Annotated in this window: 24 protein-coding genes and 2 tRNA genes; 12 read left to right on the top strand and 14 right to left on the bottom strand. The window is 57.0% G+C overall.

What is annotated here, in order from left to right:
• Positions 1–2: 2 nt before the first annotated feature.
• From ACR0NN_RS15135 to mraZ, 4 genes are read right to left on the bottom strand one after another with little or no spacing between them, the layout of a single operon-like run.
• Complete coding sequence (locus ACR0NN_RS15135; protein ID WP_170723487.1) at positions 3–1790, bottom strand: peptidoglycan D,D-transpeptidase FtsI family protein; 1788 nt, start codon at positions 1788–1790, stop codon at positions 3–5.
• Entirely contained in the window at positions 1787–2155 is a 369-nt protein-coding gene (ftsL, locus tag ACR0NN_RS15130; RefSeq protein WP_170723488.1) for a cell division protein FtsL, read from the bottom strand. The genes ACR0NN_RS15135 and ftsL overlap by 4 nt, the downstream gene beginning before the upstream one ends.
• Positions 2152–3144, bottom strand: coding sequence for a 16S rRNA (cytosine(1402)-N(4))-methyltransferase RsmH (gene rsmH / locus ACR0NN_RS15125; protein WP_170723770.1), 993 nt, complete (start codon positions 3142–3144; stop codon positions 2152–2154). The genes ftsL and rsmH overlap by 4 nt, the downstream gene beginning before the upstream one ends.
• Positions 3145–3148: 4 nt before the next feature.
• Complete coding sequence (gene mraZ / locus ACR0NN_RS15120) at positions 3149–3616, bottom strand: division/cell wall cluster transcriptional repressor MraZ (protein WP_480684985.1); 468 nt, start codon at positions 3614–3616, stop codon at positions 3149–3151.
• Positions 3617–4553: 937 nt separating this feature from the next.
• Here mraZ and ACR0NN_RS15115 point away from each other — a divergent pair.
• Positions 4554–4778: a DUF1127 domain-containing protein gene (locus ACR0NN_RS15115; protein ID WP_170683218.1), complete on the top strand. Its 225-nt coding sequence runs from the start codon at positions 4554–4556 to the stop codon at positions 4776–4778.
• Positions 4779–5186: 408 nt separating this feature from the next.
• On the opposite strand, the gene ACR0NN_RS15110 is transcribed toward ACR0NN_RS15115, so the two are convergent.
• Entirely contained in the window at positions 5187–7583 is a 2397-nt protein-coding gene (locus ACR0NN_RS15110; RefSeq protein WP_170723490.1) for a UvrD-helicase domain-containing protein, read from the bottom strand.
• Between the two features lie 293 nt (positions 7584–7876).
• Here ACR0NN_RS15110 and ACR0NN_RS15105 point away from each other — a divergent pair, with 293 nt between their 5' ends.
• The gene (locus tag ACR0NN_RS15105; RefSeq protein WP_170723491.1) at positions 7877–11314 is read left to right on the top strand and encodes a pyruvate carboxylase; all 3438 of its coding nucleotides are present in this window, start codon (positions 7877–7879) and stop codon (positions 11312–11314) included.
• Between the two features lie 71 nt (positions 11315–11385).
• Positions 11386–11769: an MAPEG family protein gene (locus ACR0NN_RS15100; protein WP_170723492.1), complete on the top strand. Its 384-nt coding sequence runs from the start codon at positions 11386–11388 to the stop codon at positions 11767–11769.
• A 7-nt stretch (positions 11770–11776) separates the two neighbouring features.
• Here ACR0NN_RS15100 and ACR0NN_RS15095 read toward each other — a convergent pair whose 3' ends face one another.
• Positions 11777–11929 (bottom strand): hypothetical protein, encoded by a 153-nt coding sequence (locus ACR0NN_RS15095; RefSeq protein ID WP_170723493.1) that lies wholly within the window; start codon positions 11927–11929, stop codon positions 11777–11779.
• A 148-nt stretch (positions 11930–12077) separates the two neighbouring features.
• Here ACR0NN_RS15095 and ACR0NN_RS15090 point away from each other — a divergent pair.
• From ACR0NN_RS15090 to ACR0NN_RS15080, 3 genes are all read left to right on the top strand, one after another.
• Positions 12078–12152: transfer RNA gene (locus ACR0NN_RS15090), tRNA-Gly, on the top strand.
• A gap of 33 nt (positions 12153–12185) precedes the next feature.
• Positions 12186–12260 (top strand) — tRNA-Gly (locus tag ACR0NN_RS15085).
• A gap of 85 nt (positions 12261–12345) precedes the next feature.
• Positions 12346–13212, top strand: coding sequence for a GNAT family N-acetyltransferase (locus tag ACR0NN_RS15080; protein ID WP_170723494.1), 867 nt, complete (start codon positions 12346–12348; stop codon positions 13210–13212).
• On the opposite strand, the gene ACR0NN_RS15075 is transcribed toward ACR0NN_RS15080, so the two are convergent.
• On the bottom strand, positions 13209–13448 hold the full coding sequence (locus tag ACR0NN_RS15075; RefSeq protein WP_170683224.1) for an Lrp/AsnC ligand binding domain-containing protein: 240 nt from the start codon (positions 13446–13448) through the stop codon (positions 13209–13211). The genes ACR0NN_RS15080 and ACR0NN_RS15075 overlap by 4 nt on opposite strands.
• Positions 13449–13602: 154 nt before the next feature.
• On the opposite strand from ACR0NN_RS15075, the gene hisB reads away from it, so the two are divergent.
• Positions 13603–14190, top strand: coding sequence for an imidazoleglycerol-phosphate dehydratase HisB (gene hisB, locus ACR0NN_RS15070; RefSeq protein WP_170723495.1), 588 nt, complete (start codon positions 13603–13605; stop codon positions 14188–14190).
• Positions 14191–14829: an imidazole glycerol phosphate synthase subunit HisH gene (gene hisH, locus ACR0NN_RS15065; RefSeq protein ID WP_170723496.1), complete on the top strand. Its 639-nt coding sequence runs from the start codon at positions 14191–14193 to the stop codon at positions 14827–14829.
• 4 nt (positions 14830–14833) lie between these two features.
• Here the strand turns inward: hisH and ACR0NN_RS15060 are convergent, their stop codons facing one another.
• A complete protein-coding gene (locus ACR0NN_RS15060) occupies positions 14834–15235 on the bottom strand; it encodes a DUF2147 domain-containing protein (protein ID WP_170723497.1) in 402 nt (133 codons plus the stop codon).
• Between the two features lie 134 nt (positions 15236–15369).
• Here ACR0NN_RS15060 and hisA point away from each other — a divergent pair, with 134 nt between their 5' ends.
• A complete protein-coding gene (gene hisA / locus ACR0NN_RS15055; protein ID WP_170723498.1) occupies positions 15370–16089 on the top strand; it encodes a 1-(5-phosphoribosyl)-5-[(5-phosphoribosylamino)methylideneamino]imidazole-4-carboxamide isomerase in 720 nt (239 codons plus the stop codon).
• Between the two features lies 1 nt (position 16090).
• On the opposite strand, the gene ACR0NN_RS15050 is transcribed toward hisA, so the two are convergent.
• Positions 16091–16537, bottom strand: coding sequence for a DUF302 domain-containing protein (locus ACR0NN_RS15050; protein WP_480684981.1), 447 nt, complete (start codon positions 16535–16537; stop codon positions 16091–16093).
• A gap of 120 nt (positions 16538–16657) precedes the next feature.
• Here ACR0NN_RS15050 and hisF point away from each other — a divergent pair, with 120 nt between their 5' ends.
• The 3 genes from hisF to ACR0NN_RS15035 all read left to right on the top strand — a co-directional run bounded on the left by hisF (position 16658) and on the right by ACR0NN_RS15035 (position 18336).
• Positions 16658–17419, top strand: coding sequence for an imidazole glycerol phosphate synthase subunit HisF (gene hisF / locus ACR0NN_RS15045; protein ID WP_170683229.1), 762 nt, complete (start codon positions 16658–16660; stop codon positions 17417–17419).
• Positions 17416–17733: a phosphoribosyl-ATP diphosphatase gene (locus tag ACR0NN_RS15040; protein ID WP_170723499.1), complete on the top strand. Its 318-nt coding sequence runs from the start codon at positions 17416–17418 to the stop codon at positions 17731–17733. Before hisF ends, ACR0NN_RS15040 begins: the two co-directional genes overlap by 4 nt.
• 69 nt (positions 17734–17802) lie before the next feature.
• Positions 17803–18336, top strand: coding sequence for a hypothetical protein (locus tag ACR0NN_RS15035; protein WP_170723500.1), 534 nt, complete (start codon positions 17803–17805; stop codon positions 18334–18336).
• A gap of 109 nt (positions 18337–18445) precedes the next feature.
• On the opposite strand, the gene ACR0NN_RS15030 is transcribed toward ACR0NN_RS15035, so the two are convergent.
• The 5 genes from ACR0NN_RS15030 to rlmB form a co-directional block, all read right to left on the bottom strand.
• Positions 18446–18898, bottom strand: a complete 453-nt coding sequence (locus ACR0NN_RS15030) for a GFA family protein (RefSeq protein ID WP_170723501.1) — start codon at positions 18896–18898, stop codon at positions 18446–18448.
• Positions 18899–19066: 168 nt separating this feature from the next.
• Positions 19067–19537, bottom strand: a complete 471-nt coding sequence (locus ACR0NN_RS15025; RefSeq protein ID WP_170723502.1) for a CoA-binding protein — start codon at positions 19535–19537, stop codon at positions 19067–19069.
• A 295-nt stretch (positions 19538–19832) separates the two neighbouring features.
• Complete coding sequence (locus tag ACR0NN_RS15020) at positions 19833–20201, bottom strand: YHS domain-containing (seleno)protein (RefSeq protein WP_480684978.1); 369 nt, start codon at positions 20199–20201, stop codon at positions 19833–19835.
• A 176-nt stretch (positions 20202–20377) separates the two neighbouring features.
• Positions 20378–20653 (bottom strand): hypothetical protein, encoded by a 276-nt coding sequence (locus tag ACR0NN_RS15015; protein WP_170723771.1) that lies wholly within the window; start codon positions 20651–20653, stop codon positions 20378–20380.
• A 12-nt stretch (positions 20654–20665) separates the two neighbouring features.
• Complete coding sequence (gene rlmB, locus ACR0NN_RS15010) at positions 20666–21439, bottom strand: 23S rRNA (guanosine(2251)-2'-O)-methyltransferase RlmB (RefSeq protein WP_170723504.1); 774 nt, start codon at positions 21437–21439, stop codon at positions 20666–20668.
• Between the last annotated feature and the right edge of the window lie 79 nt (positions 21440–21518).

Below are 21518 nucleotides of genomic sequence, written 5' to 3'. Positions count from 1 at the left end.
GCCTAATTTGAGGTCAGCGTTATAGCAGCGCGCGCCTCAGGCTCAAGCCGTGGTCTTAGGCCCAAGAGTGGTGCCACGCGTCCGATCAGTTCGGCAGCAACGGGAACTGCCGTCCAACCTGCGGTACGGCGCTTTTCGCCGTAGGCCACGATGGATGGCTCATCCAACGTGACAATCAATACGTACTTTGGATCGTATGCCGGGAAGATCGTAGCAAAGGTAGCGATGACTTTGTCTTCATAGTACCCACCACGCGGCTTGGGCTTATCGGCGGTGCCAGTCTTGCCAGCCACGTCATACCCTTTGACATCACCAAAGCTTGCGGTGCCGTCGGTCACCACCCGGCGCAGCATGTTCTGCGCTTGCTCTGCAGTGCTTTCTGACATCACGCGCGGGCCGTATTGCGGACCGTTGCGGCGCAAGATTGTTGGGCTAACATAGTGCCCACCGTTTGCAATCGCCGCATAACCCGCCGCCAGATGCATCGGGCTGGTCGATAAACCATGCCCGTAAGAGATCGTGACGGTGCTTAGCTCACCCCATTTCTTGGGCTTCAGCGGCTGCCCACCCTTGGCCTCGACAATTTCAAACGGGGTTGGGTCAAACATTCCCAGAGCGTTCAGGAAATCCTGCTGCCGCTGGCCACCGATCTGCAAAGCCAGCCGCCCGGTGCCCCGGTTCGAGCTGTGTACGATGACGTCGGCAACACTGATCTCGCCATAGTTCTTTCCGTTGAACTCCCCAATCGGGAATCGACCGATCTTCATCGGGCCTGAGGTATCGATGATCGTGTTGGAATTCACCAGCCCAAGCTGCACGGCCTGCGCGGCGGTGAAGATTTTGAACACCGAACCCAACTCATATACGCCCTGGACGTAGCGGTTGAACAATGGGCTGTCCGAAGGATCAAAGCCCGAAGTTGGCGGGCGTGGGCGGTCATTGGGATCGAAAGACGGCAGAGAGGCAGCGGATACCACCTCTCCCGTATGCGCATTCATCAGAACCGCCGATGCCCCTTTGGCGTTCATTATCTTCATGCCGCCGTACAGCACCTGTTCAACAGCCGCCTGAACGGTCAGGTCCAGCGATAGTTGCAGCGGCTTATTACCGTTAGCCGGATCGCGCAGATAATCGTCGAACTGCTTCTCGACACCTGCAACACCAATCACCTCGGCGGCGCTGACGCCTTCACGGCCAAAACCCGAGCCACCCAGAATATGTGCAGCTAACTGACCATTCGGATAGAGCCGCATTTCACGCGGGCCAAACAGAATGCCCGGATCGCCGATGTCGTGAACGGCCTGCTTCTGTTCAGGCGAGATGCGCTTTTTGATCCAAAGGAACTTGCGCTTTCCGGTGAAGTCCTTAACCAGACGTTCTTTTTCCAGATCTGGGAAGATCGCAACCAGTTGATCGGCGGCGGCAATCGGGTCGATCATCAGCGGCGGCTGAGCGTAGACGGAATAGGTGTCCAGATTGGTCGCCAGAATGCGCCCTTCGCGGTCGACGATATTCGCACGCTGCATCGCGATCGAAGCCCCCGGCGCACTGGCCAGCGGTTCCTGCGCCTCAGACGTCGCCAGAACGCCCATGCGGAAGCCCACCACCGAGAAAGCGCAAAAGAAAAACAGGCCCAGCACCAGCAATCGGCCCTCGGCCCGAGCGCGGGCGCGATCCTTCATGTCTTCGTGGCGCTTGCGGATGTTTTCGCGCTCGATCGCTTTGGGGTTTTCACCTTTAGCGCGAGCGTCGAGGATGCGAGCCAGAGGTCGGAGCGGCGTGCGTGTCATGGAACCTGCACCTCGATCAGAGCCTGAACATTGGTGATATCTTGCACTTCAAGCGGGTCCACGATCGGCAGATCCGGGTCTTCGCCGTAAGAAATCTGGTCGGCGCGGCCAAACTGCTCAGCCCGCAGCGGCAACAGGCCAAGACGTTCGAAATTCAAATCTGCAAGCTCACGCAGACGATCTGGGCGGTTCAGATAAGCCCATTCGGCATTCAGTACCGCCAGCCGCGCCTGTGCCATGCCGATCTGACCTTGCAACGATTGGGTCTCTTTCAACACCTGCTGCGTGCGATAGTTTTCCTGATACGCCCACAGCGCCAGCCCGAACACGGAAAGGGCCGTCAACACATAAAAAATACTCTTCATCTTGCCCTTCCCCCCAGTTGCGGCATGCCGATGGCGCGGGCTTCAATTTCCCCCGCCGGGGCATCCGTTCTGACCGCGACGCGCAATTTAGCCGAGCGCGCGCGCGGGTTTTCCTGCAACTCCTGATCATCTGGCCCCACAGCCTTGCGGGTCTTGAGCGTGAATTGCGGCTGATCCTGCGCCACTTCCGGCGCATAACGGTTGGCGCGTCCGGTTTTGCCCGCACGTGATTGAAAGAACCGCTTTACCATCCGATCTTCGATCGAATGAAAGGTGACAACAGCCAGTTGCCCTCCGGGTTTCAAAGCTCGCTCGGCCGCCATAAGGCCTTGAAACAGCTCTTCATATTCCGCGTTCACCGCGATGCGCAGGCCCTGAAAGCTGCGCGTCGCCGGATGTGACTGACCCGGTTTCGGGCGCGGCAGGCAGGATTCGATAATCTCAGCCAGATGCAGCGTTGTGGTAATCGCTTCGTCGGCCCGTGTCTTGACGATGGCCTTGGCGATACGACGGCTGGCGCGCTCTTCTCCGAAATGAAACAGGATATCAGCCAGTTGCTCTTCGGTCGCCGAATTGACCAGATCGGCGGCGCTTTCGCCCTCCTGGCTCATACGCATGTCCAGTGGGCCATCTTTCATGAAAGAAAAGCCCCGCTCGGCCTGATCCAACTGCATGGATGAGACACCAAGGTCCAGCACGACCCCGTCCAGATCCTGCGCATATTCATCCATGCGAGAAAAAACGCCCTGCTGCATCACCAGCCGGTTACCATATTCACCGGCCCAATCTGCGGCCATCTCAAAGGCCAGTGGATCGCGATCCACGCCAATGACCTTCTCGGCTCCGGCCTCAAGCAGGCCGCGCGTATAGCCGCCTGCACCGAATGTGCCATCCAACCAGTTCCCGGACACAGGCGCCACAACGGCCAACAATGGGCGCAGTAGAACAGGGATGTGAGGTTTATCCGATGAGGTCTGAGCGCCGGCCATGCCGTCACCCATCCCCGATGCCGTCGAGATACTGCATCGGATCGAAATCCTCGGGCAGATCGTCGAGCCATTCCTCGGTCGTGGCCAGTTCTTCAGCCTCGTAGGTCTCGGGTTTCCAAATCTGGAATGTATCACCGGCGGCGATAAAGAACGCCTCGTTATCAAGTTCGATCTTGGTGCGCAGCTTAGCAGGCAGCACCAGACGGCCGGTTTCGTCCACATTGGTCGGAAAGGACTGACCATGGAACATCCGCTGTAGCATCCGCCGCTGCATAGAACCACGAGGCAGCGCATCGATCTTGGCGTCAACCTCGTCGATTGCTTCCATGGTATAACATTCAAGGTATTTGCGGCGGTGATCGCCATAGACGATCACAAGCTCAGGATTGTCACCGGGCTGCCAATTGGGATCGGACGCTTCAAGCACACGGCGAAACGAGGCCGGGATCGAGACCCTGCCCTTCGTATCCACCTTATGGTGGCTTTCACCTCTAAACCTGCGCGCCAAGACGACTGTCCCTTTCGCTTGCGCCCCACCTCAAAATTCACGTTCCCCCCGGATGAAAAACGGCGGGTTGATCTGCTGCCACTGATCAACCCGCCGCATTGACCCGCTGTGCGGGATGTCCAGCTGCGCGCGCCACCTGGGGGGATGTCTGCTCGCCCGCGCGCCGGATCTGTTGAGTGATGAAAGCGAGATGCCTGTATGAAACCTGTTTTTATATTTTTGGTTCGGGGTCATTTAGCGCCCCTTAACTGTCCTCGCCCTCATCGGGTAAATAAGGGATGCCATGGGAATTCATGGAAATCAATAGGAAATTTATGCAGAAGGAAATATCTGCAGCTCCCAATGATCGTGAGGATGATTTGATTTCGAGCGTTAAGCACCACAAATAGCGCTTATCATAAATGTCAACACCATATATGCTAAATTGCTCAATGGAGACTATTCTCCCACGAATTCCCAATAATTTTTCAAAGAAGTACAAGAGTTCCAGAATCAAATAAAAAAACTCCGCAATGAACGGCGAATCGCGTGCCCTTACGGCGCCATTCCCACAACTGGCCCATGCTTTCCCATATCGTGGCAATTGGATCAGCAAGACAGGTGACGCGTCCGTGACGCTTCCCAACCGCGATCATTTTTCGCCAAAATAAACGCCAATTCAGCCCAAGAGTTGAGCACCATGATCCGATGCCCTCCGCAAGACTGATCGCGGTCCAATTATGAAAACCTATATTTTGAAGGTAATTATTGGGGCAAACCGAATTATCGCGACAATCCATGCATTTGCTGCATAGCAGCATTGACAACGTGGGCTATTGTGCAATCGCAGCATTCACCTATTTTCAGTCTCAAGCAAACGCCGGATGTTACCGGAAACAGCAAGAATGAACGGATGATGAAAATGGCAGTCGCAAGCACACAAACAGCTCTGAAAGGCGCACCAGCATTTGGCGTCGCGGCATTGGTTGAAACTGTAAAGACTCGCTTTGCACGCTATCGCCTCTACCGCCAGACCGTCAACGAGCTGTCGGCTCTGTCCAATCGCGAACTGGCAGACCTGGGTCTGCATCGCTCGATGATCCGCCAACTGGCACAGCAAGCCGTTGGAGATAAATTCGCGCAGTAAGCGCGGCACGAAACACCGAGATCAGGTCCATCCTCCTCCCTTTTGGACCTGTATTTCAGCGGCAGCGTCTCTCCTCCTCCCTGACGTTGCCGCATCTTATACCGGCCATGACAGCCGGAACCTGATGCATCGGGGCTCTCCTCCTCCCTGCCTCGATGTTGAAAGCGCGCGGCGACGTCACTCTCCTCCCAGACGTCGCCGCGTCTTCCTCATACCGGGATCAAACCCGGGTTCGAATACATCAGGGCTCTCCTCCTCCCTGCCCTGGTGTAGAAAAGAACGGCGGTTCCCTTCCTCCTCCCTGGGAACCGCCGTTTTTCGTTTCTCCACGCAAAAAAGGGGCACCAATGCCCCCATGCTTCGCCTGGCCCTAATTTTCCGGAGTGTCAGGCAGAGCCTCGCACTACATCAAAACGGTACGTCATCTTTGGCCGACAGAAAGCGCGAAACCACTTTCTTCGTCCCTGCCTTGTCGAAATCGACCTCGACCTTGTCCCCTTCGATGCCGATCACCGCGCCATAGCCGAACTTCTGATGAAATACGCGCTCACCCAGTGTAAAGCTGGCGACAGCGGTCACATCAATCACGGTATTGCGGCTCTCCTTGGGTTGAGACATGCCATATTGACCCTGCCGCGCCTGCATCCGCTTCCAGCCCGGTGAATTGTAAACATTCGCCTCAGCCGCACGGGTTTCAATGCCCGCAGTTTGCTGCCCCCCGCCATAGAGACCCGGAGGCGTCAGCACCTCCACATGATCTTCGGGCAATTCATCGATGAATCGGGATGGCATCGAGTTCTGCCACTGTCCGAAAACTCGCCGGTTAGCTGCGAAAGAGATCGTACAGACCTCTTCAGCGCGCGTGATGCCCACATATGCCAGCCGCCGTTCTTCTTCGAGGCCCTTGATCCCCGATTCGTCCATCGACCGCTGTGAGGGGAACAAACCGTCCTCCCACCCAGGCAGGAACACGGCAGGAAATTCCAGCCCCTTGGCTGCGTGCAGGGTCATGATTGAAACCTTGGCCCCATCGCCGTCCTGCTCATTGTCCATCACCAGACTGACATGTTCCAGAAACCCTTGCAGGTTTTCGAAATTGTCCAACTGGTTGACAAGTTCTTTGAGGTTTTCCAATCGTCCCGGCGCTTCGGGCGTCTTTTCGTTCTGCCAATGCGAGGTATAGCCGGATTCGTCCAAGACGATCTGCGCCAGCTCGATATGCGTATGCTCGGGCGCGCCGTATCGGATCGGTGAAACACCGTCATCAATCACCGTATCATCGTCCACTTCGATCCGAGGCCCACGCGTCATTGCATTCCACCGCGCCAACCCGTCGATCAGTTCGCGTAGCGCCTTGCCACCCTTGCCCTTGATCAACCCGTTCTCAACCGCGATCCGCGCGCCTTCGACCAGAGATACGCCGTTTTCGCGCGCAACCACTTGAATCGTCTGCTGAGCCTTGTCGCCAAGGCCACGTTTGGGCGTGTTCACAATGCGCTCAAAGGCCAGATCATCCTCGGGGCTGACCACCAGCCGGAAATAGGCCATGGCATCGCGAATCTCCATCCGCTCATAGAACCGAGGGCCACCGATCACCTTATAAGGCAGACCAATGGTCAAAAACCGATCCTCAAACGCCCGCATCTGGTGCGAGGCGCGCACGAGGATCGCCATCTCATCGAGGTTCATCGGTCGCACGCCGCGCGTGCCACCCTGCATCGCGTCGATTTCCTCGCCAATCCAGCGCGCCTCTTCCTCGCCATCCCAATGGCCGATCAGACGGACCTTTTCGCCCTCTTGGCGGTCGGTCCAGAGCTCCTTGCCCAAGCGGCTTTCGTTGCCTCGAATGACATTAGACGCAGCGGCCAAAATATGCGGGGTCGAGCGGTAGTTCTGTTCCAGTCGGACCACGAAAGCACCCGGAAAGTCCTTTTCGAAGCGCAGGATGTTGCCCACCTCGGCCCCACGCCAGCCATAGATCGACTGATCGTCATCTCCAACGCAGCAGATATTCTTGTGCCCCCCCGCCAGCAGGCGCAGCCAGAGGTATTGGGCGACGTTTGTGTCCTGATACTCGTCTACAAGAATATAGCGGAACCAGCGCTGGTATTGCTCCAATACGTCCGGGTGGGTCTGGAAAATCGTGACCATGTGCAACAGCAGGTCCCCGAAATCCACCGCGTTAAGCTCGCGCAGACGGGTTTGGTATTGGGCGTAAAGCTCAATACCTTTGTGATTATAGGCACCTGCATCTACGGCGGGCACCTTGTCGGGCGTAAGAGCGCGGTTTTTCCAATCGTCAATAATCCCCGCCAGCATCCGAGCGGGCCAGCGCTTGTCATCTATATTTGCGGCCTGAGTAAGTTGTTTGAGCAGCCGCTTCTGATCATCTGTATCCAAAATAGTGAAATTCGACTTCAACCCCACAAGTTCCGCATGGCGGCGCAAAAGCTTGACACAGATTGCGTGGAACGTGCCCAGCCACGGCATCCCCTCGGCGGGTCGGCCCAGCATTCGCCCAACGCGTTCTTTCATCTCGCGCGCGGCCTTGTTGGTGAAGGTCACCGCCAGAATCTCATTCTCGCGCACCCGATGGCTTCTGAGCAGATGGGTGATCCGCGCGGTCAACGCCTTGGTTTTACCTGTGCCCGCGCCAGCCAGCATCAGCACCGGACCATCCAGTCTCTCAACCGCTTCGCGCTGCGCCGGGTTGAGATCATTTAGGTACTCTGCCGAGGCTGCAGGCATCGCCCGCGCCGACAGCGATGCGCCCTCGAAGGCGTCCATTTCGTCAAAACTGCTCATGCGACTAAACTACGCTGGTTGAACGCGAAGGGAAAGGGTTTGTTCACGGCTTGTTCGCCTGAATTCAACAGAATCACTATACCCCTGCTCTGAGCGCGGTCTGATCGGTTACACGGCTCAAACTGACATTCCTCGGCAGGGATTGATGCCGCAATGCGGCATATGTATTAAGATTGCGCAAATGGGCGGCGTTTGCGAGCGTTAACATGCCGGTTCTACCCAGAATTACATATGTACGTGACCGTATTGTCCGCCTATGCACAAGGCCACAGCTATAAAGACCGGGACCTGAAATGACAGACTTCAAGAAAATCCTGATCGCCAACCGCGGCGAGATTGCCATTCGTGTGATGCGCGCGGCCAACGAGATGGGCAAACGCACCGTCGCGGTCTTCGCCGAGGAAGACAAGTTGGGCCTGCACCGTTTCAAAGCGGATGAGGCCTATCGAATTGGCGAAGGGTTGGGACCAGTCGCGGCCTATCTTTCGATTGATGAAATCATTCGCGTGGCCAAGGAAAGCGGCGCGGATGCGATCCATCCCGGTTATGGCCTGCTGTCCGAGAACCCCGATTTCGTAGATGCCTGTGTTCAGAACGGTATCACTTTTATTGGCCCCAAGGCCGAAACCATGCGCGCTCTGGGCGATAAGGCCAGCGCGCGGAAGGTGGCGATTGCGGCGGATGTCCCTGTTATCCCGGCGACCGAGGTTCTGGGCGACGACATGGCGGCCATTAAGAAAGAGGCAGCCGAGATCGGCTATCCGCTGATGCTCAAAGCCAGCTGGGGCGGCGGCGGTCGCGGGATGCGTCCGATCCTGTCCGAGGATGAGCTGGAAGAAAAAGTGCTGGAAGGCCGCCGCGAGGCCGAAGCCGCCTTTGGCAATGGCGAAGGGTATCTGGAAAAGATGATCACCCGCGCGCGTCACGTTGAAGTGCAGATTCTGGGCGACAAGCACGGTGAGATTTATCATCTTTATGAACGCGACTGCTCAGTCCAACGTCGCAACCAGAAGGTCGTGGAACGCGCCCCTGCCCCGTACTTAACCGAAGAACAGCGCGCTGAGATTTGCGAGCTGGGCCGCCGTATCTGCGCCCATGTGAACTACGAATGTGCCGGTACTGTTGAATTCCTGATGGATATGAACACCGGCAAGTTCTACTTCATCGAGGTGAACCCACGCGTGCAGGTGGAACACACCGTCACCGAAGAAGTCACCGGCATCGACATCGTTCAGGCGCAGATCCTGATTGCCGAGGGCAAGACGCTGGCCGAGGCCACCGGCAAAGCCAGCCAGGACGAGATTCGCTTGAACGGCCACGCGTTGCAGACCCGTGTGACCACCGAAGACCCGCTGAACAACTTCATCCCCGACTATGGCCGCATCACCGCCTATCGCTCGGCCACAGGCATGGGCATTCGTCTGGATGGTGGCACCGCTTATGCGGGCGGGGTGATTACCCGGTATTATGACTCGCTTCTGACCAAGGTCACCGCTTGGGCTCCGACGCCCGAGAAGGCGATCGCCCGGATGGATCGGGCGCTGCGGGAATTCCGCGTGCGGGGTGTGTCGACTAACATCGCATTTGTCGAGAACCTGCTGAAGCATCCGACCTTCTTGTCGAATGAATACACCACCAAGTTCATCGACGAGACGCAGGATCTGTTCCAGTTCAAAAAGCGTCGCGACCGTGGCACCAAAGTTCTGAACTACATCGCCGACATCACCGTAAACGGGCATCCTGAAACCAAGGACCGCCCGATGCCGCGCCCCGATCTGAAAGAGGCGCGTCCGCCTGCGTTGAAGGCCGAACCCCAGATGGGCACGCGCAATCTGTTGGAGCAGAAGGGCCCGCAGGCCGTTGCTGACTGGATGAAAGCACAGCGCCAGTTGTTGATCACCGACACCACCATGAGGGATGGTCACCAATCGTTGCTGGCAACACGGATGCGGTCGATCGACATGATCAAGGTTGCACCGAGCTATGCGGCGAACCTGCCGCAGCTGTTCTCGGTTGAATGCTGGGGGGGCGCGACCTTCGACGTGGCTTACCGCTTCCTTCAGGAATGCCCATGGCAGCGCCTGCGCGATCTGCGTGAGGCGATGCCCAATCTGATGACTCAGATGCTGCTGCGCGGGGCGAACGGTGTGGGCTACACCAACTATCCCGACAACGTGGTGCAAGAGTTCGTGCGTCAGGCCTCGACAGGCATCGACGTATTCCGCGTCTTCGACTCGTTGAACTGGGTTGAGAACATGCGCGTCGCTATGGATGCCGTCATCGAAAACGGCAAGATTTGTGAAGGCACCGTTTGCTATACCGGTGACATTCTGGACCCCGACCGCTCGAAGTACGACCTGAAATACTATGTTGGCATGGCAAAAGAGCTGCGCGATGCAGGCGCGCATGTGCTGGGTCTGAAAGACATGGCAGGTTTGCTGAAGCCAGCTTCGGCCCGTATCTTGATCCGTGCGTTGAAGGAAGAGGTCGGTCTGCCGATCCACTTCCACACGCACGACACCGCAGGCATCGCCAGCGCGACCATTCTGGCCGCGTCCGAGGCAGGTGTGGATGCGGTGGATTGCGCGATGGATGCGTTTTCGGGCAACACCTCTCAGGCGACACTTGGCACAGTGGTCGAGGCACTGCGCCATACCGAGCGTGACACCGGGCTGGACATCAAAGCGATCCGCGAGATCAGCGATTACTTTGAGGCCGTACGCGGCCAATATGCGGCCTTCGAGTCCGGCCTGCAGGCCCCTGCCTCCGAGGTTTATCTGCATGAAATGCCAGGCGGGCAGTTCACTAACCTCAAGGCGCAGGCGCGTAGCTTGGGCTTGGAAGAGCGTTGGCACGAGGTCGCTCAGATGTATGCCGATGTGAACCAGATGTTCGGCGACATCGTCAAGGTGACGCCATCGTCGAAGGTGGTCGGTGATATGGCGCTGATGATGGTCAGCCAAGGCCTGAGCCGCGATGATGTGGAAAATCCGGGCACGGAAGTGGCCTTCCCCGACTCGGTGATCGACATGATGCGCGGCAATTTGGGTCAACCTCCGGGTGGGTTCCCGGATACGATCATCCAGAAAGTGCTCAAGGACGAGGCCCCCAACACCGAACGCCCCGGCAAACATGTCGAAGCGGTCGATCTGGAAGCGACGCGTGCTGATCTGTCCAAACAGCTGGACGGGAAAGAAATCGATGACGAGGACCTGAACGGATACCTGATGTATCCCAAAGTGTTCCTAGATTACATGGGCCGCCATCGCACCTATGGCCCGGTCCGTACCTTGCCGACGCGTACCTTCTTTTACGGGATGGAGCCGGGCGAAGAGATCACGGCCGAGATCGACCCCGGCAAGACGCTGGAAATCCGGTGCCAGGCGATTGGTGAAACGGACGAGAACGGCGAAGTGCGCGTGTTCTTCGAACTCAACGGTCAGCCCCGCGTGATCCGGGTACCGAACCGGCTGGTCAAAGCCACAACCGCTCAGCGGCCCAAGGCCGAGGTTGGAAACCCCAACCATATCGGCGCACCAATGCCGGGGGTTGTGGCGACTGTGGCCGCCGTCACGGGCCATGAGGTCAAGGAAGGCGATCTGCTGTTGACGATCGAGGCCATGAAGATGGAAACCGGCATCCATGCCGAGCGCGACGCGGTGGTTAAGGCCGTCCACGTCCAGCCGGGTGGCCAGATTGACGCCAAGGACCTGCTGGTCGAACTGGAATAACCGGTTTAGCCTTCTAAACTATCAAGGGCCATTCGGGGAACCGGGCGGCCCTTTTAACTTCAGGAGGCCCCATGCTGTCCATCACCCCGATTTACGCCGCGCTTGTTGCAATTCTATACGTTGCGCTCAGCGTTAATGTGATCCTTCAACGGCGGAAGGGTAGAATTTCTGTCGGCGATCACGGCGACAAGGCGATGATCAAGGCGATGCGAACCCATGCGAACTGCGCCGAATACGCCCCTTTTGCACTACTGCTGATCGCTATGGCTGAGTTGCAAGGCGCTGGTGGTTTGCTTGTGAATTTGCTGGGGCTATCGCTGCTAGCCGGGCGACTCTCGCATGCCTACGGGTTTGGCAAGACGCCGCAAATCATCATCTTTCGCCAAATCGGCATGGGGCTGACATTTATTGCCATTCTGATCGCCGCAATCGCGAACCTTATACTGGCTGTTTGAGCACGATTTAGCCCATCAGAACCTGCTTCTCGATCAAGGGAGTATGGGGAAGATTCTGTTCCCCATCTGCCAGCGTCTCGTTGTTTTGTGTGCAAAACAGCGTGGTCAGCACGATCAACGCCGCCAATGCCGCCATTTTAATGTCTGCAATACTTGCCATTTCTCGCACCCATTTCCTCATTTCGTTCACTGCTATGGTTCTTAAACACCGGCGCCCTGGAATTCCGTCTAAAGATTTTTGCGCGTTTTTGTGTTTTTCCGCTTGCAGCCTCGTGTTGGAATTTATACATCCCTCCTCACTCAACGGCGCGGGCGTAGCTCAGGGGTAGAGCATAACCTTGCCAAGGTTAGGGTCGGGCGTTCGAATCGCCTCGCCCGCTCCATTGAGAGGTCTTCGGACCACATATGTATCTGATGCGGGCGTAGCTCAGGGGTAGAGCATAACCTTGCCAAGGTTAGGGTCGGGCGTTCGAATCGCCTCGCCCGCTCCAGATACCAAACCTTCCAAACACACTGGTTCTTTCGCTGGCATTGCGCCATTCTGGCCGTGATTTCAATCACGCACGGGATTTGCTCATGTCGGACTATGTCATTCGCCCACTTACCGCATCCGAGGTCCAGCACGCCGTGGATTGGGCTGGGCGCGAAGGATGGAACCCGGGCGTTCATGATGCCGAGTGTTTCCGCCCGACAGACCCGGATGGCTTTTTAGGCGGGTTTCTGGGCGGCGAGATGATAGCTTCGGTTTCAGCCGTGAATTACGACGACAAGTTTTCCTTTCTGGGGTTCTATATCGTCAAGCCAGAGTTTCGCCATCACGGGCACGGACTTGAAATCGCAGGGCATGCGCTGGCCCATTGCACGGGGCGGAATATGGGACTGGATGGCGTCGTCGAGCAGCAGGACAACTATCGCAAGTCGGGCTTTACCTTTGCCTACAACAACTATCGCTTCGCCGGGACCAAAGACCGGATACTCGGAAAGCTGGGGGCTAGACCAAACGCCAACATCTCGGACCTGAATGGCGCAACAGCCGAATTGAAAACATATGATCGCGCGCTATTCCCTGCGCCGCGCGACCAGTTTCTGGACAGCTGGCTGAGCGCGTACAACCATGTTTCGAAAATCTATACCGAGAATGGCAAGATCAAGGGGTATGCAACATTACGCCCCTGTCTTACCGGGTATAAGGTCGGCCCCATCTTTGCGGATACGTCCGATATAGCAAAAGCTTTGCTGTCTTCTGTCCTTTCGGCGATCCCCGAAGATCACAACGCGCATGAGGTATTCATAGACATGCCACAGCCCAATGCCGCGGCGTTTGCGTTGGCCGATGAGCTTGGGCTGGACAAGGTCTTTGAAACTGCGCGGATGTATTCGGATCACGAACCAGACATTGATCTGGATCGCATCTTTGGCGTGACGACGTTTGAGCTGGGCTAGAACGCCTTGAACGTCATCGTGGTCAAGGACCGTTCGATATTGGGAATCACCAGCAGGTTTTCGTTGATGAAATGACCTACATCCTCAGATTCGGGGATATAGAGTTTCAGAAGAAGGTCGAATTCGCCGCTTGTCGAATACAGTTCCGAGTGAATTTCGCGCAGGGCAATCTCTTCGGCGACTTTGTAGGTGGTTCCGGGTTTACAGCGGATCTGAATGAAGACGCAGGTGGACATGGGCCGGGCCTTGTTGGTTCGTGTTGACCGCAGGCTGGCACGGGCCGCGCCCGGGTGCAATCCCCTGCAACAGTTTGCAGCGAAGGCTGAAACCGGTCTGGATAGGTCGCCCATCCATGTCTATAAGCGCGCCTGTAGCAAAAGGAATTCGCCCATGCGCAGCGCAAAAATCAGCCGTCAGACCGCCGAGACCGAGATCTCGGTCGAGGTTAACCTGGACGGCACCGGTCAGTATGACAACCAGACCGGCGTCGGGTTCTTCGACCATATGCTCGATCAGTTGGCGCGCCATTCGCTGATCGACATGACGATCCGTGCCAAGGGCGATTATCACATCGACGATCACCACACGGTCGAAGATACCGGCATCGCGCTGGGTCAGGCACTGACGCAGGCGCTGGGGGACAAGAAGGGTATCCGTCGTTATGGCGAGTGCCACCTGCCCATGGATGACGCCCAGGTGCGCTGTGCGCTGGACCTGTCCGCCCGGCCTTTCCTGATCTGGAATGTGGACCTGCCAACACCCAAAATTGGCACTTTTGACACCGAGTTGGTGCGAGAATTCTTTCAGGCACTCAGCACCCATGGCGGCATAACGCTGCATATCGATCAGTTGCACGGCTTCAACAGCCACCACATTGCCGAAGCGGCCTTCAAAGCCGTCGCGCGCGCGCTGCGCTTGGCTGTCGAAACCGATCCGCGCAAAGCGGATGCGATCCCCTCGACCAAGGGCGCGCTGTAGATGCTGACAGCCATCATTGACTACGAGAGCGGCAACCTGCACTCGGCGGAAAAGGCGTTTCAACGCATGGCGCGCGAGTTGGAGGCGGGCGAGGTCGTCGTGACATCGGATGCAGACGTCGTCGCGCGGGCCGACCGGCTGGTTCTGCCCGGTGATGGAGCTTTCCCAGCATGCGCCGCCGAATTACGCGGCCACAAGGGCATTTATGACGCGATGGTCGAGGCGGTCGAGAAGAAGGGCCGCCCGTTTCTGGGCATCTGTGTCGGCATGCAACTGATGGCGACGAAAGGCCATGAATACGCTGAGACCGACGGTCTGGGCTGGGTTGCCGGCGATGTCGTGAAGATTAGGCCCTCAGACAGCGCGCTCAAGGTACCGCATATGGGCTGGAACGATCTGGTACTGGAAAGCGGTCACCCGGTCTTTGACGGGGTGAAATCAGGTGATCACACCTACTTTGTGCACTCCTACCATTTCCGAGTGACCGATTCGGCGCAGCGGTTGGCCTATGTGGATTATGGGCAAGAAGTCACGGCCGTTATTGGCCGCGACACAATGGTTGGAATGCAGTTCCACCCCGAGAAAAGCCAGGATGTGGGTCTGCGCATGATCGGAAACTTCCTGACCTGGGCCCCATGATCGACTATTGAACCCGGGTCCAATCCTGTCCGCGGCAGACCAATCCACCTGCGACGCAACCTTTGACTGTTAACTTGTTCTGCCCATCCAAAGACATTTTCGAGCTGTAAGTCTTATCTCGATCCGGCGCCCAGATTTTACCGCCGCTATAGGCGCCTTCACCATCGGGCACCATGTCCCAGATGATCTGTTTCCCGAGATTCTCGTATTCCAGTTGCTGATTACCGTCTGCGTCAAAGGCACTGTCGATGGTACCGCAGATGGCGCTACCGCATTCGGAAATCGACACATGCAGATAGCCACCAGTATCCCCCGGCGCGGTCTTCCACAGACCATCCACCGGATCGTCCGCAAAGGCGGTCGTGGCGAGCGCAGCAAAAACCGCTGCAAGCGTATATGTCTTCATGGTAATCTCCCTGTCTTTGCGTTCAGTCTGACCTGCCATTGGGCACCGGGCAAGATTGACTTTGCGTCGCGTTGCACCCCTGCCCTGCCTGTGCGATATCCCGCGCGTGTAACAGAGATATAGGGCCGCCTGACATGATCCTCTACCCCGCCATCGACCTAAAAGACGGCAATGCCGTGCGCCTGCTGCGTGGTGAAATGGACAAGGCAACGGTCTTTAACGAAGATCCAGCAGCGCAGGCCCGCGCCTTTGTCGAGGCGGGTTGTGAATGGCTGCATCTGGTGGACCTGAATGGCGCTTTCGCGGGTGAGCCTGTTAATGCGGCTCCGGTCGAGGCAATTCTGAAAGCATGCGACGTGCCGGCGCAGCTGGGCGGTGGCATCCGGGACATGGCCACAATCGAAACCTGGATCGAGAAAGGTCTGGCCCGAGTGATTCTAGGCACCGTGGCGGTCGAGAACCCTGATCTGGTGCGCGAAGCTGCCAAAGCCTTCCCCGGCAAGGTCGCCGTCGGAATCGACGCGCGCAACGGCATGGTCGCCACCAAGGGCTGGGCCGAAGAAACCGACGTGCAGGTCACCGATCTGGCGCGCAGTTTTGAAGACGCCGGAGTTGCCGCGATCATATACACCGATATCAACCGTGATGGTGCGATGCAGGGCCCGAATATCGATGCCACCGCTGCGCTGGCGCAGGCGGTTTCGATTCCCGTGATCGCCTCGGGCGGTGTCAGCTCGCTGCACGACCTGATCGCCTTGCGCGATTGTGGAGTTGAGCTGAACGGCGCGATCTCGGGCCGCGCGCTCTATGATGGCGCGATTGACCTGGAAGAGGCCATTCGCGCCCTGAGTTAAATTACTGGGCGGCAGCGGCGGTCAGCTTCGCCAAAGCGCCGCGCATTTTCTCGATGACCGGAGACTTTTCGACCTCGTCAAGCTCGTCCATCGTCTCTTTCGGGTCTTCATAGGCCAGCCATACCTGCCCGTTTGCGTCCTCGTAGGCCTGCACTTTCAATGGCAGAAAAAGCCCGGCGCGCGGGTCGATCTGCATTGCTGGCGTGCCCAGCGCAGGATTGCCGAAAATCAGCACCTGATTGGGCGGAATGGGCGTACCGACCTTTTCCGCCCCTGCTGCGTGGTCCACACGCGCGAACACGGTCGCGCCTGCGTTGCCCACGGCAGCCTCCAGCGCGTCTAGCGCTTCGGCCACGGATTTGTTGGTTTCCACTTTGATAATGTCGTCAGCCATGGCGGACAGCGCGCCTCCGAATGCGAATATTGAAGCCAAAAGAAGATGTCTCATCTAGGTAATCCTTTTCGTGAATTTCACCTCTAATTTCCATGGCTTCACGACAGATCGCAATCACAAGTCTGGCATCGGCGAGGGTTTGCCGGTAAGGGTGCGGCCAACAAAGGAAGGCCGATGCTGAAAACCCGTATCATTCCCTGTCTGGATGTCGCTGATGGCCGCGTGGTCAAAGGTGTGAACTTTGTCGGCCTGCGCGATGCTGGTGATCCGGTCGAGTCTGCCAAAGCCTATGACGCCGCAGGGGCTGATGAAATCTGCTTTCTGGATATCCACGCGACGCATGAAAATCGCGGAACAATGTTCGATGTGGTGCAGCGCACGGCCGAACAATGCTTTGTACCCCTGACTGTGGGCGGTGGTGTGCGCACCAAAGATGACGTGCGCGCCCTGCTGCTGGCGGGGGCGGATAAGGTCAGTTTCAACTCGGCCGCTGTCGCCAACCCTGATGTGATCGCCGAGGCGGCAGATCAGTTCGGCAGCCAGTGCATCGTCTGCGCCATCGATGCCAAAACGGTCAGCCCCGGAACATGGGAGATTTTCACTCATGGCGGTCGCAAACCAACAGGCATCGACGCGGTTGAATTTGCTAAAACCGTCGTCGCCAAGGGCGCGGGGGAAATCCTGCTAACATCAATGGACCGTGATGGCACCAAGGCCGGGTTCAACCTGCCCCTGACCCGCGCGATCAGTGACGCGGTAGATGTGCCCGTGATCGCCAGCGGGGGCGTCGGTAATCTGGATCATCTGGTCGAAGGCGTAACCAAAGGTGGGGCCAGCGCGGTCCTTGCGGCTTCGATCTTCCATTTCGGCGAATACACCATCCACGAGGCCAAAGAGCATATGGCCGCTGCTGGCATTCCGATGAGGCTGACATGAGTATTCTGCAAGATCTTGCCGCCACGATCGAGGCGCGCAAGGGTACTGATACTGACAGCAGCTGGACGGCCAAGCTTTTGGCCAAAGGTCCTGAGAAATGCGCCGAGAAATTCGGTGAAGAGGCCATCGAAGCAATCATCGAAGCAATCAAAGGGGACAGGGAAAAACTGACCTCCGAGGCAGCTGATGTGCTTTATCACCTGCTGGTCATGCTGGCCGCGCGTGATGTGGAGCTGGACGATGTCCTGGCCGAACTGGCCCGTCGACAGGGCACCAGCGGCATCACGGAAAAGGCATCCCGCCCCAAAGGTTAAGCGGGTTTCGTGCGATACCCCGGCCCGCTATACTCCTGGTTCAGGTGCATTGAGGCAAAGGGCGCGCAGATGATCAGAGCTTTGGTGTTCGCAGTAGCACTTGCCACCCTCGCCGCCTGTGCAACCCCTCCCCCGCCTACCGGAGATGAGGTCCAGCGGTTGGCGACTGAAATCCAAAGCCTCGGCCCCGATATTGACCCGGAAGAAGCCACCCGCGCCGCCCGCATCGCTTATGCCTATACTGCGCAGCTGGTGCAGGAATACGAAATCACCGACCCGCCCTTGATTCACAATGCCAAGGTCAACAAAGGCCTGCGCCCGCGTGGTTTGTGTTGGCATTGGGCCGAGGATATCGAGCGTCGTCTGGATCAGGAACAATTCCGCACGCTGGAAATGCACCGCGCCATCGCCAATGCAGACAATCCATTCCGCATCGACCACAGCACCGCCATCATCAGCCACAAAGGGGAGAGCATGTACGAAGGCGTCGTACTGGACCCCTGGCGCTATGGCGGGGTGTTGTTCTGGTCTCCCTTGGTCGAAGACACACGCTACGATTGGGTTCCGCGTGAAGTGGTTCTGGAAAAGCGTCGCCAGGAATAGGCTGGGCAACTGACCCCGTTGGCAGCGAACTGAAACCCCAGTCAATCGTCAGACTTCTCTGTCGTCGGGCTCCAAAGTGCTTAGCGCCTCTGCATAATTGCATCGGAATTCAGCTGTTTGAATAGTCACTCATAAGCGACTGCAGTTCTTCCTGTGTCTCCGGAAATTTTGAGTAGCTGCGCACCACGGGAATATGCACCCAAGGCATCTTCGCTTCGGTCATCACTTCGAGAAATGGCGTCAATGACGCGGCTTGGTCCAAGATCGACGTCCGCACGTTGACCCGCTCCGGTGCTCCTTTGAGCCGCGAATAGATGAAGTTCAGGCACGACTTGCAAAAATAGTGCGCGCGCTCGACCGCCCCAAGCCCACCCTGAACCAGTTCGCCGTCATGGGTAAAACTATCGATTGGGAACATCGTGGTTAGTGAAAACGCGCTAGCACTGAATTTTTGGCAATCTCGACAGTGGCACGCAACGGTCAGCAGGGGCGTCGCCGTCACACGAACGCGCACCGCGCCACATAGGCAGGCACCTTCAAATGGTGGTTCAGGAATCGACATTGCTTTAACTCTCTTTCCATTTCACAGAACCCTTCGCAGGGATCAGACTGGTTCGATTTCGGGAGGATGGGAATTAGCGGATCGCGCACGATCGGCATTCAATCAAAGCCAACCGCGAATCCGATCATAGCGGGTCTTCGAAGCGGAAGAGCAAGAGCCATGATCTGCTCAGAGTTTGGACGAAATCACGCCCGTTGCAAACCCACCCATTCGCAATTCACCAAACAGGCGTTGATATTCGATCTTGGGGCACCGATTCATTACTACGTCCACTTCGCGCTCCTGTGCTTTGGCTGCGGCCTCAGCATGCTCAACGCCAATCTGCATCCAGACCGTATTAAGGTTCGGAAACGCGCTCAAAGCCTCGTCAACAATGGGCGGCACAGCCTCGGACCTGCGGAAAATGTCCACCATGTCGACTGGCTCTGATACTTCCGACAAAGACGCCCTGACCGTCTGACCAAACAGTGCTTTGCCCGCATGTCCCGGATTAACCGGAATCACCTTGTATCCCTTCAACGACAGGTAACGGGCCACATAGTAACTGGGCCTTACCGGGTTCATGGACACGCCGACAACGGCGATGGTCTTGGTCCGCTTCAACACCGTTTTCAGGAACTGGTCAGAGTAGTCAGGCATGAACGCACCCTAAACGCCACGCAGAAAAGAAAAAAGCGCTCAGGTAATACCTGAGCGCCAGTTGTTGGAACGAGGGACAGTGAAATGACCCGCGGCAGTTCCATTCCGCGGTCACTGTGACATTTAGGCATGAGTTGATTGAAAAAAAGGGGCGGCGCGCATTTTTGTGATGACAAATCACAAAAGGCGGAAATCTGCCGTTTTGCGGAATCTTGTTTTCAGCAGAAGAACATCGCCGACAGACGCTCTGCATCGGGTGGAAGCCCGACAATCAAAACAGATCAATTGCGCTCAGTTAATACAGGACTGCAGGCCAGTGCGCGTCGGCTTCACGGATATTCTGAGCGACGTTTTGCTTCCAAATACGCTCAATCGCCTCAGAATGTGTCAGATACAATTTGCCGTCCACGATCTGCCATGCGTGCGGGTCAGTACTGCTCAGAAGTCCGGTTGCCATCGCATAGGCGCAATACCCACCAAATTGCGGGGCAAAAGCCCTCGGGTTCCGCTCAAATCGATCACGATTCTCTTCAGATGCAAACCACCAGGTGGCACCTTTCCACATAAGCGTGATATCGGGATTACCCTTTACTGGCTCTCCTAACTTAAAATAGGACACTGCATCGTAACCTGATATCGCCAGCCCATTATCCGCATAGAACATGGGCTTGTCCTGCGCTCCGAGAGCAGGGGCAAATGCAATACAGGAGAGACTGGTTAAGAAGGCACGTCGGGACAGCATTGGTGAATCGTTTGTTCGCATTCAGAAGGTTTTAAGATGCATATTTCATGCCGCATCGGAAACCCCCATGACGCCGATGTGAACAGGCGTGCAATGGTTCAGTCGAACACGTCTTCGATCACATCCCAAGCTTCATCCAGCACCTTCGAGAACAAGCCACGCTTTTTCTTCTTCTTGTACTTCTTGTTCTTGTTTGTCGGTGAATAGCCATTCGACGGCCGCTCGGCTAGCTTGGCCTTTGGCACCATCTTGAGATTGTGCAAAGGCGCGCCACAGCTGGCGCAGCTCAACTCGTGCTGTTGCTTTCCTTTAAGAACCAAAGCGGCGCGAGTCCCGCAATAGCAGCAGGTGGCAATTTTATGCGGAGTGGAAATTTGGGCCTCCTGTCATCTGGGCTGAGATGCATATAGTGCAATCGCCGCAGCATTTGAGACATTGAGAGACCCAAATCCACCCGCCGCGTCAATTTTCACCAATTGATCCACAGTCTCTTTGGTTTTTTGTCGCAACCCTGGCCCCTCGGCCCCGAGGACTAAGGCCACTGGCCGATCGCGCTTCTCCCTGAGCGTCGCTTCGATGGTCTGCTCGGCTTCTCCATCCAGACCGAGGACAAAGAACCCCATATTCTGCAACTCGTTGATAGCGTCGGCCAAGTTGCGCACACGCAGATAAGGCTGTCTTTCCAAGGCCCCACTGGCAGTTTTGGCCAGCGCGCCGGTTTCGGGTGCCGAATGGTGGCGCGTTCCGATCACGGCGCTGGCACCCAGCACTTCGGCCGAGCGTAGAATCGCACCAACATTGTGTGGGTCGGTCACGCGGTCCAGCAACAACACACGAGGGTTTTCCTGCCCAATACAGTTTTCGGCAAGCCCACCCCATTCCAGCGGCTTGACCTCAAGCGCCGCGCCTTGATGAACCGACCCCGGATCGATTGGAGCCGTGAATTTTCTCGGATCAGCCATCTCGGGTGTAATCCCTGCAAATTCAATCGCTTCGATCAGTTTATCGTTGGCGTTTCGCGTCACGATCAAGCGTAATTTGTGCCGTTTGGGATTCATCAGCGCATCACGAACAGCGTGTATTCCGAACAGCCACACGGTTTCCGCGGCAGCAGCTTTGCGCGCCTGTTCTTTCTCAACGACCCACTTTGGTTTCTTCATTTTACGGGCCTCCGGGCCGGGAATTCGGTTTCCTGCGTCAAAGCGGTATTTTCCTGTTGACGCCCTTTAGACGCGCTAG

This window comes from Ruegeria sp. BA2, from assembly GCF_056539605.1.
Note: the sequence above shows the minus strand (reverse complement) of the source record. Positions and strands in the feature narration are given on the sequence as shown.

What these genes read in the sequence shown, in the direction of transcription:
- ACR0NN_RS15135 (WP_170723487.1), bottom strand. Translation starts at nt 1,790, where the DNA reads ATGACACGCACGCCGCTCCGACCTCTGGCTCGCATCCTCGACGCTCGC.
- ftsL (WP_170723488.1), bottom strand. Translation starts at nt 2,155, where the DNA reads ATGAAGAGTATTTTTTATGTGTTGACGGCCCTTTCCGTGTTCGGGCTG.
- rsmH (WP_170723770.1), bottom strand. Translation starts at nt 3,144, where the DNA reads ATGGCCGGCGCTCAGACCTCATCGGATAAACCTCACATCCCTGTTCTA.
- ACR0NN_RS15115 (WP_170683218.1), top strand. Translation starts at nt 4,554, where the DNA reads ATGGCAGTCGCAAGCACACAAACAGCTCTGAAAGGCGCACCAGCATTT.
- ACR0NN_RS15110 (WP_170723490.1), bottom strand. Translation starts at nt 7,583, where the DNA reads ATGAGCAGTTTTGACGAAATGGACGCCTTCGAGGGCGCATCGCTGTCG.
- ACR0NN_RS15105 (WP_170723491.1), top strand. Translation starts at nt 7,877, where the DNA reads ATGACAGACTTCAAGAAAATCCTGATCGCCAACCGCGGCGAGATTGCC.
- ACR0NN_RS15100 (WP_170723492.1), top strand. Translation starts at nt 11,386, where the DNA reads ATGCTGTCCATCACCCCGATTTACGCCGCGCTTGTTGCAATTCTATAC.
- ACR0NN_RS15095 (WP_170723493.1), bottom strand. Translation starts at nt 11,929, where the DNA reads ATGGCAAGTATTGCAGACATTAAAATGGCGGCATTGGCGGCGTTGATC.
- ACR0NN_RS15080 (WP_170723494.1), top strand. Translation starts at nt 12,346, where the DNA reads ATGTCGGACTATGTCATTCGCCCACTTACCGCATCCGAGGTCCAGCAC.
- ACR0NN_RS15075 (WP_170683224.1), bottom strand. Translation starts at nt 13,448, where the DNA reads ATGTCCACCTGCGTCTTCATTCAGATCCGCTGTAAACCCGGAACCACC.
- hisB (WP_170723495.1), top strand. Translation starts at nt 13,603, where the DNA reads ATGCGCAGCGCAAAAATCAGCCGTCAGACCGCCGAGACCGAGATCTCG.
- hisH (WP_170723496.1), top strand. Translation starts at nt 14,191, where the DNA reads ATGCTGACAGCCATCATTGACTACGAGAGCGGCAACCTGCACTCGGCG.
- ACR0NN_RS15060 (WP_170723497.1), bottom strand. Translation starts at nt 15,235, where the DNA reads ATGAAGACATATACGCTTGCAGCGGTTTTTGCTGCGCTCGCCACGACC.
- hisA (WP_170723498.1), top strand. Translation starts at nt 15,370, where the DNA reads ATGATCCTCTACCCCGCCATCGACCTAAAAGACGGCAATGCCGTGCGC.
- ACR0NN_RS15050 (WP_480684981.1), bottom strand. Translation starts at nt 16,537, where the DNA reads ATGAGACATCTTCTTTTGGCTTCAATATTCGCATTCGGAGGCGCGCTG.
- hisF (WP_170683229.1), top strand. Translation starts at nt 16,658, where the DNA reads ATGCTGAAAACCCGTATCATTCCCTGTCTGGATGTCGCTGATGGCCGC.
- ACR0NN_RS15040 (WP_170723499.1), top strand. Translation starts at nt 17,416, where the DNA reads ATGAGTATTCTGCAAGATCTTGCCGCCACGATCGAGGCGCGCAAGGGT.
- ACR0NN_RS15035 (WP_170723500.1), top strand. Translation starts at nt 17,803, where the DNA reads ATGATCAGAGCTTTGGTGTTCGCAGTAGCACTTGCCACCCTCGCCGCC.
- ACR0NN_RS15030 (WP_170723501.1), bottom strand. Translation starts at nt 18,898, where the DNA reads ATGTCGATTCCTGAACCACCATTTGAAGGTGCCTGCCTATGTGGCGCG.
- ACR0NN_RS15025 (WP_170723502.1), bottom strand. Translation starts at nt 19,537, where the DNA reads ATGCCTGACTACTCTGACCAGTTCCTGAAAACGGTGTTGAAGCGGACC.
- ACR0NN_RS15020 (WP_480684978.1), bottom strand. Translation starts at nt 20,201, where the DNA reads ATGTTCTATGCGGATAATGGGCTGGCGATATCAGGTTACGATGCAGTG.
- rlmB (WP_170723504.1), bottom strand. Translation starts at nt 21,439, where the DNA reads ATGAAGAAACCAAAGTGGGTCGTTGAGAAAGAACAGGCGCGCAAAGCT.